The organism is Sphingomonas sp. SFZ2018-12, from assembly GCF_022496715.1.
Taxonomy (GTDB): Bacteria; Pseudomonadota; Alphaproteobacteria; order Sphingomonadales; family Sphingomonadaceae; genus Sphingomonas.
Map to the genome: position 1 here is coordinate 161,245 of NZ_WTFM01000003.1, position 15,465 is coordinate 176,709.

A 15,465-nucleotide genomic window follows, 5' to 3' on the forward strand; every position below is an offset into this window, starting at 1 on the left:
AACCGGGTTACGTTTCTCCTGCCATGGCAACGCGCTGGCGCATCGATACGCTCTTCTCCCCAGATCCGGCGCAATCGGCAACGTCGCTTCGATGTCGGATGGGTTATGCGTGAAGTCACAGATCCGGGGGCGATGGATCCTACACCCCCCCTGAAAGCGGACCGGTTGCTCAGGCAGCGCAATGGCAGCGGATCCATACGGGAGGGAGATTGCGTGACTGGCGCGAGACAGGGCAGTCTGGCGTGGACATGCCGGATTGCGACCGTCAAGAAGACCTTCTCGCGAGCAAAGCTGACCGATGGCCGCTTTCGCTGATCCAGCTCCAAATTCCTCGTGCGAAAGCTGGGTGAGCCAAAGATCGAGTGTTCCGGGAGACTTTAGCAACTCGATGATGCGCCCACGGCATCACCGGCGACGGAGAAACGAAAGATGGAACCTACGGTCCGAGATGCTGCGGCGGCCGCCATAGGCGCCAATGTACGCCGACGTTACGATGCACGGGCTTGCCGACGCACTTGCGTGCCGCCTGAACCGCATCAAACAATGATGCGGCGGCTCATCTCTCATAAACGCATCTGAGGCGCCGCTCTGAAATCGCCGTCTCCTGCGGATATCCGAGCGCGCTGTTCACGTAAGTGACGCCATCGATCACCGCGCGACGATTGACGTGACTGTGGCCATAAACGTGCACGACCGCCCCGAGCGATCGCAGCTTTGTGTCGATCCGGCCCGTCCCCAGCACAGGCAGCAGGTTCAGGCTTTCCCGCCCGGGGAACCAGGGCAGCAGATCGCGCCGCGGAACGAAGTGTGAGAAGGTGATCACGTCGCGACCGATGCTGCCCTGCGCTCCGTCGCAGGTCTCCGCCAGGAAACGGGTCGTTATCGCTTCTTCGTCGATTCCCGAGGGCCATCGGCAGGCGGTGAAATCCGCCCACACACGTCGCAGATCAGCGCTCGGTTGACCGAAGGAAAAGTCGTACCACGACAGGATCGGCAGAACGGACAGGCCGACCTCTTCGTGTGGCGCGGTGGAGACGCCGCAGTCGTTCGCCACCTTCCGCACGAGATCCAGTTTCTCGAACGATGTAATCCGCCGGTCGTCGCGCATCACCCACAGGTCGTGGTTGCCGGGTACGAACACGACCTTCCTGAATCGTCCGGACAGATCGGTCAAACACCAGCGGAGACGGCTTAGATCATCCGATACGTCCCCCGCCAGAATAAGGACGTCGTCGGTATAGTCTTGGCGGGAAAGAGCCGAAATCCATCGCGCGTTCAGGTCGTAGTCGACATGCACGTCGGAGACCGCATGCACCCTCATGCCCCAGCGGTCGGACGAGCGCGTTGGCCGTGCCGGAACAGAATGGCAGAGAGATTTGCCTCGTCATTTCCGAACGGGTCCATGATCTTGCTGACGCGCGCCCGCGCGTGCGGCAGGAGGTAGCCGACAAAGGTGGCCAGCGTGCTCGACGGCCCGACGTCGATGTAGGTGTAGTCACCCGCCGCCTCCAAGTTCCTTACAGTGTCGCGAAACAGGATCGGGCGCCGCAGCAATGTCCACACATAATCGGCTGGCAGGCGGGTGAAAGTGCGGGCGTGCGCGCAGCAGGCGAACGGAATGGTGCCGGGACGAAGGGGTAGCGACGCCAGCGCAGCCTTGGCGTGCGTTTCCAAGCCGTCGATCCAACGCGAGTGAAAGGCGTAGTTGACTGGCAGCCGCTGAAACAGGATGCCGCGCGCGCCGAGATGATTCTCGACGTCATCTATACGATCACCGTCGACGGAGATCACGAAGTGCGAGTCGAAGTTGATTGCCGCGACTTCGCTGTTGTCGCGCAGGAACGGATCGTCATACGCGGTGAGCGGCGCGATGATCGCGATCATCCCGCCCTTCGGCGCGATCGATTGAGCGTCGCGGGCCATTTGGACAACCGCCCCCAGCGCATCTTCGTCGTCGAGCATCCCGGCGATGGTCAGCGCAGCAAATGCCCCGAGGCTGGCCCCGAGCGTCATCGCGACAGGCACGCCCGAGTCGATCAGCGTTCGGGCGAGCGCGAGCTCGACCATGAAGATGGCCGGGTTGGCTAACGCGATGTCGCAAATCGGATTGCCGGTCGCGCTGGCCTCGTCATAGATGTGCGCGACGACGGACGTACCAATCAGCGCGGCGGCGTGCTGATCCAGCCGGTCGAGATGCCCCCGGAACAGTGGATTGCCGCGGTAGAGGGCCTCACCCATCCGAAAATATTGCGAGCCCTGCCCGGAAAACATCAGCACATTCATGACGCCGCCTTGAGCTCGCGCCCGCCGGTCGTGGTACGCGACGGCGCGTCCGGGCCGCTGCCCGCCCGCGACGTGCGCGCGCCGCGTCGCTTCTGTTCGATCGCATGGGTCATCCGGCGCTCGAGGCCGGCAGCGATGACGGCCCAATCAAACGCGGAGTGCGCGCGTGCGCGGCCATGTGCCGTCATGCGCAGGAACTCGGCATCGTCTGTCAACAGGCGCTCGAGCGCCGCGACGAAATCATCTTCATAGGCGCGCGACCCCGGCAGACCAGCGACGAGAATGCCGGCCTGACCAACCGTTTCGGGCAGCGCCGCCCGATCCGACGTGACGATCGCGCAGCCGGCGGCCTGCGCTTCGGCGGCAGTGACGCAGAATGTCTCATTGAACGTGTTGGGATACGCAAGGATCGACGATCGCATGAATTCGCGCGCCAGCTCATGCTGCAGGACGTTTCCGTGGACCGTACATCCGGGCAATGCGGACAGCGTGTCTGCCAACGTCCGCCATTCCTCGTTCCATTCGTCGCGATCCCCGCCCGGTCCTTGACGATACGTGCCGAAGCCCGCGAACACATGCAGCTCGGCATCGGGATGTCGGCTCGCCACGCGCTCATAGATGCGTGGTAACAGAACAAGGCCACGGACGGGCGTGGAGCTGTAGATCAATCTCTTTCGCCCGCGCGGCTCCGCGCCCGCAAAGTCAAGCATGTGGACGCCGCACCCGATGATCCACGCCTTGTCGGTGGATATCCCGGCCCGCCCGCAAAGCTCGCGCGCATGCCAGTCGCTGTTGAGCATCATCGCGTCGATGCGACGCGCCACGCGGGGATCGCCGATGCCGAAGGTCGTTGGCGCATCATGCGCGTCGCCCGTCCAGAACAGACGCAGCTCCGCATGGGCCGGCGACATCAAGATCTTCCACTCGCGCACGGCGATCAGCACGTCGCAGATCGGCATCCTCTCGAGATTGGCGTCAGTGAGCGCGATATACCGTGGCCCGACGCTTAAGGGCGCCTGGTGCGGGGTGAACACCGTGACCTCGTGCCCACGCGCGTGCAGCTCGTCGCTCAACCGGATCACCGCCGTCTCGGTGCCGCCGAGCGGCCGTTCGCTCAGGCTGGCTGCGTGAAACGGAACGCACTGGTTAGCGACGAACGTGATTCTCATGCACGATGGCTCAACGGGATCTGCGCGTCGGGCGGCATTGGGCCGTCACGGTCCAACTGAAACAGGTCGGTGGTCGGGCTCGGCACGATCTTGTTGAGATTGAAGCGGTCTTCGCCGCGCACCAGCACGCAGGCAAGCGGCTCGCCCGCAATCATCTCCGACTCGTCGTAACCGTAGTTGCGACATGCAATGTCGGGTCGGGCGTAACGGACGATGACATTGGTCCGCCATTCGGGCGTTTCATTGCGGCCGACGAAGTGCCACATGCCTTCCGCCATCAGGAAATACTGGCCGCGCCGCATGGTCATCGGCCGGACCTGATGCGGTGCATTGTGCGGCGCCACGCGGTCGGCATAGGCGACGACGCTTTCGGTGTTCATGCGGTCGATCAACCCGATCCGTTCTGCCGCGGTAAGACTGGCTCTGTGATGGTGCGATCCCGGGATGAGGCGGAGGCAGCCATTCTCCTCGCGGTTGTCCGCCAAGGCGATCGATACGTGGACGCCGCGGATGAACTTGTTGTCGGCGTCGATATGCCAGCGATGCCCCTCGTCATCGGGCCAACGCGGCGCGACATGGCCGACCCACAGCAGGATGTCGGGTCCGAGGATCGAGGAAAGCCGCGAGAGAAGACCCTCCTCGCTCGCGAGCGCACAGAGGCTTTCAGAGAAAAGATGCTGGTTGCGCAGACGATCCGAGAAGGGGTTGGCCCCTGCCTCGATTTCAGCGACCAGATGATCGACGACGCTCTTGGCAAATACCGGCGTGCAGTAAGGCTGCACAAACGATTCGGGCAGGTCGAACGGCCCCGCATAACCGTCCCGCTGGAACGCCAGGATTTCCTCACGATCAAGCATCGCCATCTGCCTTTGCCGTGTCTGCTAGAACATCGAAGTCGAACAAGATGTCGGATCCTTCCTGAAACACCGACCAACATAGCAAGGGATCGGTCGCATAGACGTTCATCTCGGGCCACCTGTCGATCATGAACCAATCGATCGACCGCTCGAAGCCGTCCCGCTCGACCATTTGGCACAGCTTTTCCGCGCCGCGCCGACTGATCACGTACGAATAGGTGCAGAACTGGCTTTGCTTCGGCATAACCAGTGCCTCGTTCAGCCGCCTCTCCAGATATAGTTCGGGCGCGGTGAACAGGTGCCCGTCATGCTTCTGCATGAGCTCGTCCATTTCGCGGATCGTTGCCGGACCGAGCAGCCCGCCCAGATAAATCAGATCGAAATCGACCGGAATGTGCTTCGCGATCCTTTCATTCCAAAGCGTTGTGAACCGGCTGGAGAACCACGCATCGTCCTCGAAAACAGCGGTGCGGTCATAGGGATAGTCTCGACCGGCCAGCAGCCGCCATAGCCCGAGATGGCTGAGGCTGCAGCCGAGGATGTTGCGACGAAACTGAAAGTCGTTGTGCGCGAACAGCGCGCGGATCTCGGCCGTCATCGACAATTCGCGACCGTCGACCGCGGGGCGGCGTTCAATCACGCCGTTCAGCGTCGCGGGAAGGCGCGCGCGGAACGCCGCCCAGCGGTCCGGCCGACGATCAAGATTGATGCAGAAGCCGTGATCGATGCCGGTCAAGCCCACAGGATCGGGCATCGTTATGATCCTTGCGCCAGAGCGTGCCGAACATGGTCGACGATACCGGGAACCAAGGGCGTGTCCATCAGGAGCCTGGGCGGCAGCAACACGCCGAAGCGCTTGCGGACGCGGTGCTGCACGCGCAGGGCAATCAGGCTGTTTCCGCCGAGATCAACGAACATATCCGTGGTCCGGATGTGATCCACGCCAAGACTGCTTTTCAGTAGCTCGACGACCTCAGCCTGTAGGTCGCTTGACTGAGAGGGCGGCATGGGCCCGGCGGCGTTCGACGACGCCGGCGGTTCACACCGAGCCCTGTGGCGCGCCCAAGTTTCAAACGCCAGAGTCAGCGATGTCGGATGCACAGCAACATGCGGCACCGTCGACCGCGTAATGATCATGTCGAGAACTCTGCAACCTTCCGCGCTATCGATGACCGTCTGATCGTCGAGGATCGCGGCTACTTCGTCCCCGCCCGCACGCGCGTCCGCATCGGCAGGCTTGAGCACCCGCCACCCTGGCCAGTTGATACAGAGCCAGCGCGGGGTAAGCGGGCTCCCCTCTGTCACCGCCGCATCGAGCGCCGCGTTACTGGCTGCATAAGCACCGAATCCGAAACCGCCCAGGATCGCTGAGTTTGAGGAAAAAACGACGCCAAAGTCGATCTTACGGTGCCTGAAGACCTGTTCGAGCACGCGGAAGCCAGAGAGCTTTGGCGCAAGCTGATTTGAAAGATCGCTCGCCGACAGCTCCTGCCACGGCCGGTTTCCCGATCCGTCCTGCGCCATGGCGAGGTGAAACACGCCGGCTATTCGCCCAAAGACCTCTTCGACTTGCTCGACCGCCTCAGCCATCTCGCGCTTCGAGCCGACATCCGCCGCCACGGTGAACACCGTTCCGCCGGCGCGCTCGATCTCGCTCAGTACAGCCAGCGTCCGACAGTGCGGGTGAACGCCTTGCGCAATAAGGTCCGGCCATTCCTGGCGCGGAGGCAGCCGCGTTCTGCTAACGAGCGCGACCCGCGCCTGATGGTTCGCCGAGAGGTGCCTTGCCAAAGCAAGACCGATCGCCCCGAGGCCGCCAACGATCAGGTACACTCCGTCAGTCTGAAGCGAGCGAACCGGCGTCTCGTCCAGCCTGACGGGCTCCCATGCGGTCCTGAGGCGGCGATTGCCCCGGTACGCAAATGTCATGTCCTGACTGGGCCAGACCAGCTCCGCGACGATCCAGTCGGCATAGCGACCGTCAGCGTCGCCGCCGTCGTCCAGAGGTACATCCAGCACATTGAGCCGCAGCTCCGGCTCTTCCTGCGAAATGACCTGGCACAAGGACGCCAGCGAGGCCGCACGCGAGCCGCCAGCGCCCTGGCCGAACGGAGCCGCGTAAAGACCCGTGGTCAGTGCCAGGAGAGCCTTTGGACGCTCCCCCTCGCGCGCGTGCCACGCCTGAAGCAAAAGCAGCACGCTGACCCAGCCGGCGCCCTGCTCCGCCAGGAACGGGTCGCCGCCTATCGTGCCGGCCTCGTCGAGGCTCCAGGCGTGGATAATGCCATCCGGCATGAGACCAGCGGAAGACAAGTCGTCAAACAGCCGACAATAGTCCTCAGCACTCTCGGTCCTGAGCTCGTATCGATCCTCGTCTCGGCGAAAGGCAGCGCCAGGCGCCACCACGACAACCTTGCCACCAAGGACCCGGATCCGGTCCACCACCTCTTCTAGACGGCCAGGCCCCGCAAGAACGAGAATTACCTTACCCTCGACATTCGCGCCGGGCGGTCCCGGCGCGGCGGTGGCTGCGCAACTCGGTATGTACAACCAGTCCTCGGGTGCACCGCGCTCGTCGGGTTTTGCCTGTGCCCCCATCGCCGTTGAGGGGGTCGGCATCGCGGCCGGAATCGGGCAGCGCTCCCGCTCGAAGCGATACGTGGGCAGGACGACGCGCAGTGGCGCGCTATCGACGTGAAGCTTGCGCCAGTCGAGATCGGCACCGGCGCACCACAAGCTGGCGAGTAGCTCCAGCAGCTCGGCGTGATCGAGCGGGCAGCCGTCAGCCGGCGCGCGTAGCGCAGCGTTGCCGGCCAGCATGCCTGCGGCCTTGACGCGCTGGGCTAGCCCCGCATCTGGCAGTACCTCGAGCACGTATTGCGCCGGTGCGCCGAGGAGATCGGCGCTGGGGCCGGTCGCCGGGACGAGCAGCTCGCGGCTCCACTGCGCGAGGTCGATGCGCGCATCGAGCCGGCCACGGCCGATCCCGAAACACGCAATGCCTAGACCCTCGTCGCCCTGCATCACATCGGCATCCGCCTGTCGAGCGGCGACGGCATCGGTCCGGCCCAATGCTCCGGCAAGGACGGCCACGGCGCGATCGAAAGGGACGATGCCAGCGACGCAGGCTGCTGCCAGCTCACCGACACCTTCACCGACACAGGCATCAGGCCGCAAACCCCAACTGAGCCAGAGCTTGCCGAGGCAATATTCCAACGCGAACAACGCTGCGGGAACGTGCTCGTCCGCCACGACACCATCGCACAACGTAGCCCGTACGTCGTAACCCAACCGCTGCTCCAACGCCTGTGCGCAGCGATCCAGATCATCTCGGAAACGCGGTAGCTCGGTGCAAAGCCGATGCGCCGCCCCGATCAGATTGCGGGTGCGCGACGGGAACAGAAGCACCATCTGGCCGCTCGCTTCGGTCGGCGCTTCGGCGGCCAAGTTGAGCAACCGGTGCGACAGGTGCTCGCGTTCGCCGGCAATCACCGCGCCGCGATACGCCATCGCCTTGCGACCGATCTGCAAGGTGAAAGCGATATCGGCGAGCGCCTCGTCGCTGCTGGCGACGGCAGCCGCGAGCGCGCGCGCATTTCGCTGAAACGCACCGGCGCTCGCTGCCGAGACCGGAAAGATCTGCAGTCCGCGCGAGATTCTAGGCTCGCGCGCGGGCGGCTCTTCCAACACGGCGTGCGCGTTAGTGCCGCCGATGCCCAAAGAACTGACCCCGGCACGGCGAGGTCGGCCCGGCGACTTTGGCCAAGGCGTTTCTCGCGCCGGTATGAAAAACGGCGACTCCGGAGATTGCAATACGTCGTTTGGCTGCGTGACGTGCAAGCTGGGGACGAAGGTGCCATGCTTGAGGCAGAGTGTCGCCTTAATCAGTCCGGTCACGCCGGAAGCGGTGTCGAGATGGCCGATGTTGCTCTTGATCGAGCCTAGCGCGCAGGATCGCGTGCGTCCGGACCCGCCGAACACGTCATGCAACGCCGTGAGCTCGATCATGTCGCCGAGCTTCGTGCCCGTGCCATGGCCTTCGATCAGTCCGATGTCCTCCGGATCGAGTCCCGCAACCGCGAGCGCCGTCGCGATCAACCGGATTTGCGAGTTCAGCCCCGGCGCGGTGAAGCCGACCTTGTCCGATCCGTCGTTATTGATCGCGGTCGCGCGAATGACGGCGTGGATCGGCGCTCCCTCGGCAATCGCGTCTTCCAATCGTTTGAGCGCCACCACCCCGGCGCCACTACCGAGGGCCATGCCGGTCGCCTGGGCGTCGTACGCGCGGCAATGACCATCGGCCGAAACGATTCCGTTCGGGATGTAAAGATGCCCCTGCCCGCTCTGTTCCTTGAGCGACACGCCGCCGGCAAGCGCGGTATCGCATTCGAAAGCGAGCAGGCTCTGCACCGCCATGTGGACCGCGACGAGCGACGTCGAGCAAGCCGTCTGCACGCACACGCTGGGGCCGGTAAGCCCCATTTTGTAAGATACTCGGGTGGTCAGGAAATCTTTGTCGGAGTCGATCACCGAGTTGAACAGGGCGGCCTCGCCGTCCTGGCTGCTCGCCAGCAGCCGCCAGAGATGGAAACTGGTGCCGGAGCCGGCAAACACGCCGATCGAGCCGTCATGATGGTCGGTGCAGTAGCCGGCGCTCTCCAACGCCTCCCATGCGCATTCAAGGAACATGCGCTGTTGCGGATCGATCAAGCTCGCCTGATGCGGATTGTAGCCGAAGAATCCGGCATCGAAGACCTCGGCAGCCGGCCCAACCATCTCTGCCTTCACGTAGTCGGGGTCGGCGATCAGGTCCTCGCTCACCCCGGCATCGCGCAACGCCTGGTCAGACAACGGGCGGTACGCCTCCCTTCCTTCGCGGAGCAGCGACCATAGTTCGTCGATGTCGCCGGCGGCGGGAAACCGGCCGGCCATCCCGATGATGGCGATCGCCTGAGCGTCGGAGGACTCGGACGTGCCCGTCATCGGACGCCCCGCACCCGCGTCGCGCGGCCCCGAAGACGCCGCGCTCCATCCGCTTTCGCCTCGGCGACCAGTGCGCTGGCGTCCCCCGGCTGGCGTTCCAGAACCGCGGCAAGTTCGCGGACGGTTGGGTGTCTGAAGAAGTCGGCGACGGCGATCGAGCGCCCGAGCCGCTTGGCGACCCGCGCCACCACCCGCAGCAGCAGCAACGAATCCGCGCCGACGTCGAACGGATTCTGGTCGATGCCCAGTCGCGTCAGCCCGAGCACGTCGGACCACGTCTCCACCAGCACGCGCTCTATCTCCGTACGCGCGCCTGCGGAGGCAGCCGATTCCGGAAACTCGGCCTCGGCTTCCTCCGAGAGAGCCGGAAGCGCCGCCCGATCTATCTTGCCATTGGGCGTCAACGGCATCGCCGGCAGAAGCATGATCCGTTGCGGTATCATGTAAGCGGGCAATCTCGCCCGCAGCGCCGCGCGCAGCGCGGTCAAGCTGAAGTCCATCGTGCCGGCGGCGGGGACGACGTAGCCCACCAGTCTCTTGTCGCCTCCGGTGGCGCCACAAGCGATCACGGCAGCCTCGCCGACCCCCGCCTGCGCCAGCAGTTCTGCTTCGACATCGGCAAGCTCGATGCGGAAGCCCCGGACCTTCACCTGCCGGTCGGCCCGGTCGACGAAATCGAGATTGCCGTCGCCGCGCCAGCGTCCGAGGTCGCCGGTTCGGTACATCCGGGCGTGCGGTTCGCCGGCGAAAGGATCGGCAAGGAAGCGCTCGCGGGTGAGTTCCGGCCGACCGAGATAGCCTCGGCCGACGCAGATGCCGCCAATGAAAATCTCGCCGACCGCGCCGATCGGCACCGGCTCTCCCCGAGGGTCGAGGACATAGCAACGCGTATTCGCGATGGGACGTCCGATCGGCACCGGCATACGCGCGTCTTCGCTCCAGCCATCCTCCAGCGTGTGAACGGTGACGAGGTCGCTGCACTCGGTGGGTCCGTAGCCGTTGGCCAGCGCCAAGTGTGGGTAACGACGGCCGAGCGGACGCAATCGTTCGAGGTTAAGGACTTCGCCGCCGACGAGCACATAGCGCAGACTCGACACGTCAATGCCGCCCTCGATCGCGGCGTCCGCGATGACGTAGAGGGCGCTGGGCGTGAGGTTCAGCACCGTCACACCGCTGCGTGCGATCTGATGGCAGATCTCGACAGGGTCGAAGGGCTCGGCCGCGAGCTCGACGCAGCCGCCGGCCGTGAGCGGAGCCACCAGACTGACCTGGGTGAGGTCGAAGGCGCTCGAGGTCACCACCAAGTTCCTGCCGCCGGTCCCCATCTGTGCGGCCTCGACATACCAGCGGGCAAGATTGGCGACGCCGGCCTGATTCACGCCCGCTCCTTTGGGTGTGCCGGTCGAGCCGGACGTGTAGATCACGTAGGCGAGGTGGTCCGGTCCGACAGCCGGGGCGATGCTGTCAGGGGGATCGGCGCGATCGTTGGGCCGCAGGCCGAGATCGTCGATTGATACGATCGGAATGCCGGCCTCGAGCGCGCCCTCCGGTGCCACCATCGCGCGCGGCCCGGCTTCCTTGAGGACGATCAAGGTTCGCTCACTGAACAAGGAGGGATCGAGCGGCAGATAGGCGCATCCGGCTTTGAGCACGCCGACGATCGCGACCACCAGATCGATGCCGCGCTTCAGATAGATCGCAACCAGATCGTCCGGCTGCAGCCCGAGCCGGATCAGCCGCTGCGCCAACAGATCGGACCGCCTGTCCAGTTCGGCATAGTCGATCGAACCCTGCCCGTCGGCTACGGCGGTCGCGGTGGGCGTACGCGCCGCCTGCTCGCGGATCAGATCCGCTACCGGCCGTGCGTATGCGGTTTCATCGCTCTCGGTCGCAGCCCAGTCCTGGAGCAGCAAGCGTCGCTCTTCGGGGGCCAATAGCGGAAGAGAAGCGATCGGCACCTCCGGCGCGTCTACGGCGGCCTCGACCAATCGAACGAAGTGGTCGCGCATGCGCTCGATCGTCGCCTTGTCGAAAAGGTCGGTGGAATACTCGAAAATTCCGGCGAAGCGGCCGTGATCGCTCTGCATGCTGAGTGCGAGATCGGATTGCGTGGTCACCCGCTCATCGCTGATCCGGGTGACCTCAAGACCGTGCATCGCGGTTGCGGCGGCCGGCGCGTCCGTGAGGGTAAAGCTGGTTTGAAAGAGCGGCTGTCCGGCAAGAATGCGATCCGGCCGCAACACTTTGACGACACGCTCGAACGGCACTTCTTGGTGAGCATAGGCCTGGGTGGCAGCCGTTTTGACGCGCTGAAGCAGCTCGCTCAGGCTCGGATCGCCGGACAGGTCGACGCGGATTACCAGGCTGTTCAGGAAAAAGCCGACCAGTGGCTCCACACGGACGTCGGAACGGCCGGATATCACGGTGCCGACGCAGAGATCATGCTGACCGCTGTAGCGGGCGAGCAGGACCAGGTAGCTGGCGAGCAGCACCATGAACGGCGTGACACTCTGTCTGCGCGCAAGCGTCGTTATCGCCGCAGAGAGACGCCCCGACAACCAGAAGGGCTCACGGTCGCCACGGTCGCTCATGATGGAGGGACGCGGGCGGTCGAACGGCAGACGCAGGTGTTCGGACCTTGACAACGTCCGCTCCCAGAATTCCAGCTGGGACGCAAACTGCGCCGCCGACGCGCTCTGGCGCTGCCATAGGGCATAGTCGGCGAACTGCAGCTGGAGCGCGGGCAAAGTGCAGCATTCGCCGCGCATCCGCGCGTTATAGAATTCGATTATTTCGTTCAGGATGATGTTCAGCGACCAGCCGTCCGCCACGATGTGGTGAACGATGATCAACAGGACGTGCGCCTGCTCGGACTCACGAATCAGCACCGCACGTAGCGGATCTTCGCGTGCGAGATCGAAGGGGCGCTGCTGCTCGACGAGGATGACCTGCCTGAGCGCCGCGCACCGTGCAGCCTCGCTCGCGCCGTCGACGGCAGCGCGCTCGAGGCGAAACGCGCCGGTATCCAGAATGCGCTGCATCGGCACGCCGTCGTCCGCATCGAAGCGTGTCCGCAGCACCTCATGACGCTGCTGGATGTCGACGAATGCGCCCGTCAGCGCATCGAGGTCGAGACTTCCGCGAAGCCGAAGCGCGTAGACGAGGTGATAGGCGGCGCTGGCGGGATCGAGCTGCTGCGTAAACCAGAGCCGCTCCTGGCCAAAGGACAGTGGCAGCGGGCCGTCCCGGCGGAGCGCCCGCGGCCCCGCCGAGGCCGTCGCCGGCCTGCCCCGCGCACGCGCGCGCAACTCCTCGATCGACAGTCCACTGAGCCTGGCTTGAAGCTCGGTCCTCACCCTCAAGCGGCCGATCGCCGGGCGCAGTCGCCCCAATCCCGTCCGCCAGCGGCCCCTTCGCGCACCTCCCGACGCCGAAGAACACTGACGGTCGCCAAGCCTGGACAACGAGAGATACTGGTCGCTGCGGGCCTGCGCCAATGAACCGAGAGAATTTTCGCTCGAACCGATGATTTGGCCCGCCCAGCTCGAGTCGGCCACCGATTGCCGATCAGCCTATCCCAGCAAGGAGCCAGCATGTTCTTCTCGATCTTCATGACCACGGGGAACAACAAAAAGGCATCTGCGATGCCCGACGAATACCATTGTGGTCCGATGCTACGCGGCATCTACCCAATGTCAACGACACGGCGCGCCACAGTATAGTATTTTTGCGACGAGGTGAGCAGGTCCCATGGGCATTTCGATGACGCGGCGTGGCCTCATCGTTTGCTTTGCGCTACTTTATCGCCGATCAGTGTGAACGGTTGTTTTCGCCCTCTATTGACAGGCCATGATGAAGCGCCATGATTCTCTGTCACGCGCAAGAAAGCTGCATATTTGTTACGGCGCATCGTCGACCGCGCCGCAACCATCCGCGAAGCCGCGCAAAGGCCAGTTGGCGCATGCTGCCAACGGCTGTCTGCGCCCGACCCGCGATGTACCAGCGCGTCGTCCATACGCAGCGATACCCGTGACCGGTATTGAATACCAGTTCTCGCTAAAAGACGCTGATGTTTAAGCCTTGAGTTGCTTCTGAAGGAGCTGAAGATGCTGGTACTTGGTTGGCACGGAAGTCTGAAGTCCACAGAGATTGGCGATGGCGCGCGTTTTGACGGGCATGACGCCGCGGCAGTGCTGATTAAGGATGGGCGGGTTGTCGCTGCCATAGAGGAAGAGCGATTGAATCGCCTGAAGCACTCAAATGCGTTTCCATCTCATGCGATACGGTACTGTCTTTCCGAAGTCGGTGCGCAGATTTCCGATCTCGACGCGATTATTACGGATCATGCGCGTGAAACCGTATCCGATTCCGTCAAGCGGGAGTTCTTTTACAATCCGAGCCAACGGAAGGTAACGGCAGAGCAATGGGTGGCGCGACTTTTCGAGAATGAGTTCAAGGTAGATGTATCGTCGAAGATCCGATTCTGCCCCCATCATCAGGCGCACCTTTACGCCGCCTGGTACACATCCGGATATCGTGACGCGCTCGGTATGTGTCTCGATGGAGGTGGCGACGACATGTCGGGACTGATCGCCAGGTGCAGCTCCGACGAAATCGAAATCCTTCGGCAGATACCGCAATCCAACTCGCTCGGCATTTTCTATATCGCTGCGATCAGCTACCTTGGATACCACCTCTTCGACGAATACAAGGTTATGGGCCTCGCGCCCTATGGCGATCCAACGAAGTACCGCGCCCTGTTCGATAAGATGTATAACTTAAACAGTGATGGCCATGTTGAAATCATGCCATTTTACGAACTTTACAATGTTTATGAAGAGGCTGGGCTTGCTGAGAATTCACGAAAGAAAGGGGACGAGTTCACGCAAGACCATAAAGACTATGCCGCTGCACTGCAGACGACCTTGGAACGTATGTGTTGGCATATGATCGACCATTTCGCCAATGTTACGGGATCACGCAATCTCTGTATGACAGGGGGCGTGGCACAAAACTGCACGATGAACGGAAAAATTCTGAAGTCGGGGCGATTCGAGAGCGTCCACGTACAACCGGCGGCGCATGATGCGGGTAATGCGTTGGGCGCCGCACTCTTTTACCTACACGACAATGGCCGCAAGATTAGTCCAGACGTGCTGCCGAATTTGTATGTCGGGCGGCAGATCGGCACGTCCGGCCTGGTGGAGAGACGGCTTGGTGATTGGCACGGGTTCGTGACGGCACGGAAGTCTGACAATGTCCACGGGGATGCCGCAAAAGCAATCGCTGATGGCGAGGTGATCGCTTGGGTTCAGGGCCGCTCCGAATTCGGCCCGCGCGCGCTCGGCAACCGATCGATCCTTGCCGATCCTCGCCCCAACGAAAACAAGGCTCGCATCAATGCCATGATCAAAAAGCGCGAAGGGTACAGGCCGTTCGCGCCGTCTGTCCTCGAGGAAAACCTGCACGACTATTTCGACCTTCCACAGTCGGTAGTTCGCACGCCCTTCATGGTCGTGACCGTGCCCGTCAGATCACCGTACAGGGAAATACTAGGCGCCGTCACACACGTTGATGGATCGGCCAGGGTTCAAAGCGTTTCTCACAACGACAACCCGGATTTTCACAACCTCATCAGTCAATTCTCAAGGCTTACCGGGTTACCGATCGTTTTGAACACCTCTTTCAATAATAACTTCGAACCAATCGTCGATAGCGTCGATGATGCCATTACCTGTTTTCTGACGACTGAGCTGGACAAGCTGTTCATTTCCGATTGGGTGATCGAAAAGGTCGCTCACCTACCGTTGCTCGAGCTATCGGCGCGCCTGTCGCCTGGGTGGAAACTTTCATGTGCGATGTCGATGGCGAATGAAAAATCTTTCTCGATCGAACCGACGGCGTCCGTCCTGTCGGGCAGCCACGCCATGACGGTATCTTCGGCACTCTTTCGCATCTTGGAAGACGACGATGATGGCCCGAACATCGGATCCCGGTGCGCGACGTTCGGGATCGACGACCCGCTGCAATTGGCACGAATTACAGCCGAAGTCTCCGACCTTTGGCATCGCAGAATGATCGTCCTTTCGCCGACCGCATGACTTGGGCCCGCGACGTCGGTGGCCGCCGGCCGCTTGCGATGCGTAGGTTAGCCACCTGGCTCTCGTTCCATC

The 15,465-nt window shown here is 63.0% G+C and carries 9 protein-coding genes; 2 read left to right on the top strand and 7 right to left on the bottom strand.

From position 1 onward, the window contains the following. Window positions 1-556 precede the first annotated feature (556 nt). The 7 genes from GO308_RS14220 to GO308_RS14250 are packed head-to-tail and all read right to left on the bottom strand — an operon-like array spanning window position 557 to window position 12,648. The gene (locus GO308_RS14220) at window positions 557-1,321 is read right to left on the bottom strand and encodes a metallophosphoesterase (RefSeq protein ID WP_240885907.1); all 765 of its coding nucleotides are present in this window, start codon (window positions 1,319-1,321) and stop codon (window positions 557-559) included. Next, entirely contained in the window at window positions 1,318-2,283 is a 966-nt protein-coding gene (locus GO308_RS14225) for an acyltransferase domain-containing protein (protein ID WP_240885908.1), read from the bottom strand. Before GO308_RS14225 ends, GO308_RS14220 begins: the two co-directional genes overlap by 4 nt. After that, on the bottom strand, window positions 2,280-3,452 hold the full coding sequence (locus tag GO308_RS14230; RefSeq protein WP_240885910.1) for a glycosyltransferase family 4 protein: 1,173 nt from the start codon (window positions 3,450-3,452) through the stop codon (window positions 2,280-2,282). Before GO308_RS14230 ends, GO308_RS14225 begins: the two co-directional genes overlap by 4 nt. Beyond that, a complete protein-coding gene (locus tag GO308_RS14235; RefSeq protein ID WP_240885911.1) occupies window positions 3,449-4,315 on the bottom strand; it encodes a phytanoyl-CoA dioxygenase family protein in 867 nt (288 codons plus the stop codon). Before GO308_RS14235 ends, GO308_RS14230 begins: the two co-directional genes overlap by 4 nt. Next, window positions 4,302-5,063, bottom strand: a complete 762-nt coding sequence (locus GO308_RS14240) for a glycosyltransferase family 25 protein (protein ID WP_240885912.1) — start codon at window positions 5,061-5,063, stop codon at window positions 4,302-4,304. Before GO308_RS14240 ends, GO308_RS14235 begins: the two co-directional genes overlap by 14 nt. A 2-nt stretch (window positions 5,064-5,065) precedes the next feature. Further along, entirely contained in the window at window positions 5,066-9,292 is a 4,227-nt protein-coding gene (locus tag GO308_RS14245) for a type I polyketide synthase (protein ID WP_240885914.1), read from the bottom strand. Then, window positions 9,289-12,648 (bottom strand): amino acid adenylation domain-containing protein, encoded by a 3,360-nt coding sequence (locus GO308_RS14250; RefSeq protein WP_240885915.1) that lies wholly within the window; start codon window positions 12,646-12,648, stop codon window positions 9,289-9,291. The genes GO308_RS14245 and GO308_RS14250 overlap by 4 nt, the downstream gene beginning before the upstream one ends. A gap of 493 nt (window positions 12,649-13,141) precedes the next feature. Between GO308_RS14250 and GO308_RS14255 the strand changes: the two genes are divergently transcribed. Both GO308_RS14255 and GO308_RS14260 read left to right on the top strand, forming a co-directional pair. Next, the gene (locus tag GO308_RS14255; RefSeq protein ID WP_240885916.1) at window positions 13,142-13,369 is read left to right on the top strand and encodes a hypothetical protein; all 228 of its coding nucleotides are present in this window, start codon (window positions 13,142-13,144) and stop codon (window positions 13,367-13,369) included. A 29-nt stretch (window positions 13,370-13,398) separates the two neighbouring features. Next, window positions 13,399-15,393, top strand: coding sequence for a carbamoyltransferase C-terminal domain-containing protein (locus GO308_RS14260; RefSeq protein ID WP_240885917.1), 1,995 nt, complete (start codon window positions 13,399-13,401; stop codon window positions 15,391-15,393). Window positions 15,394-15,465: the final 72 nt, after the last annotated feature.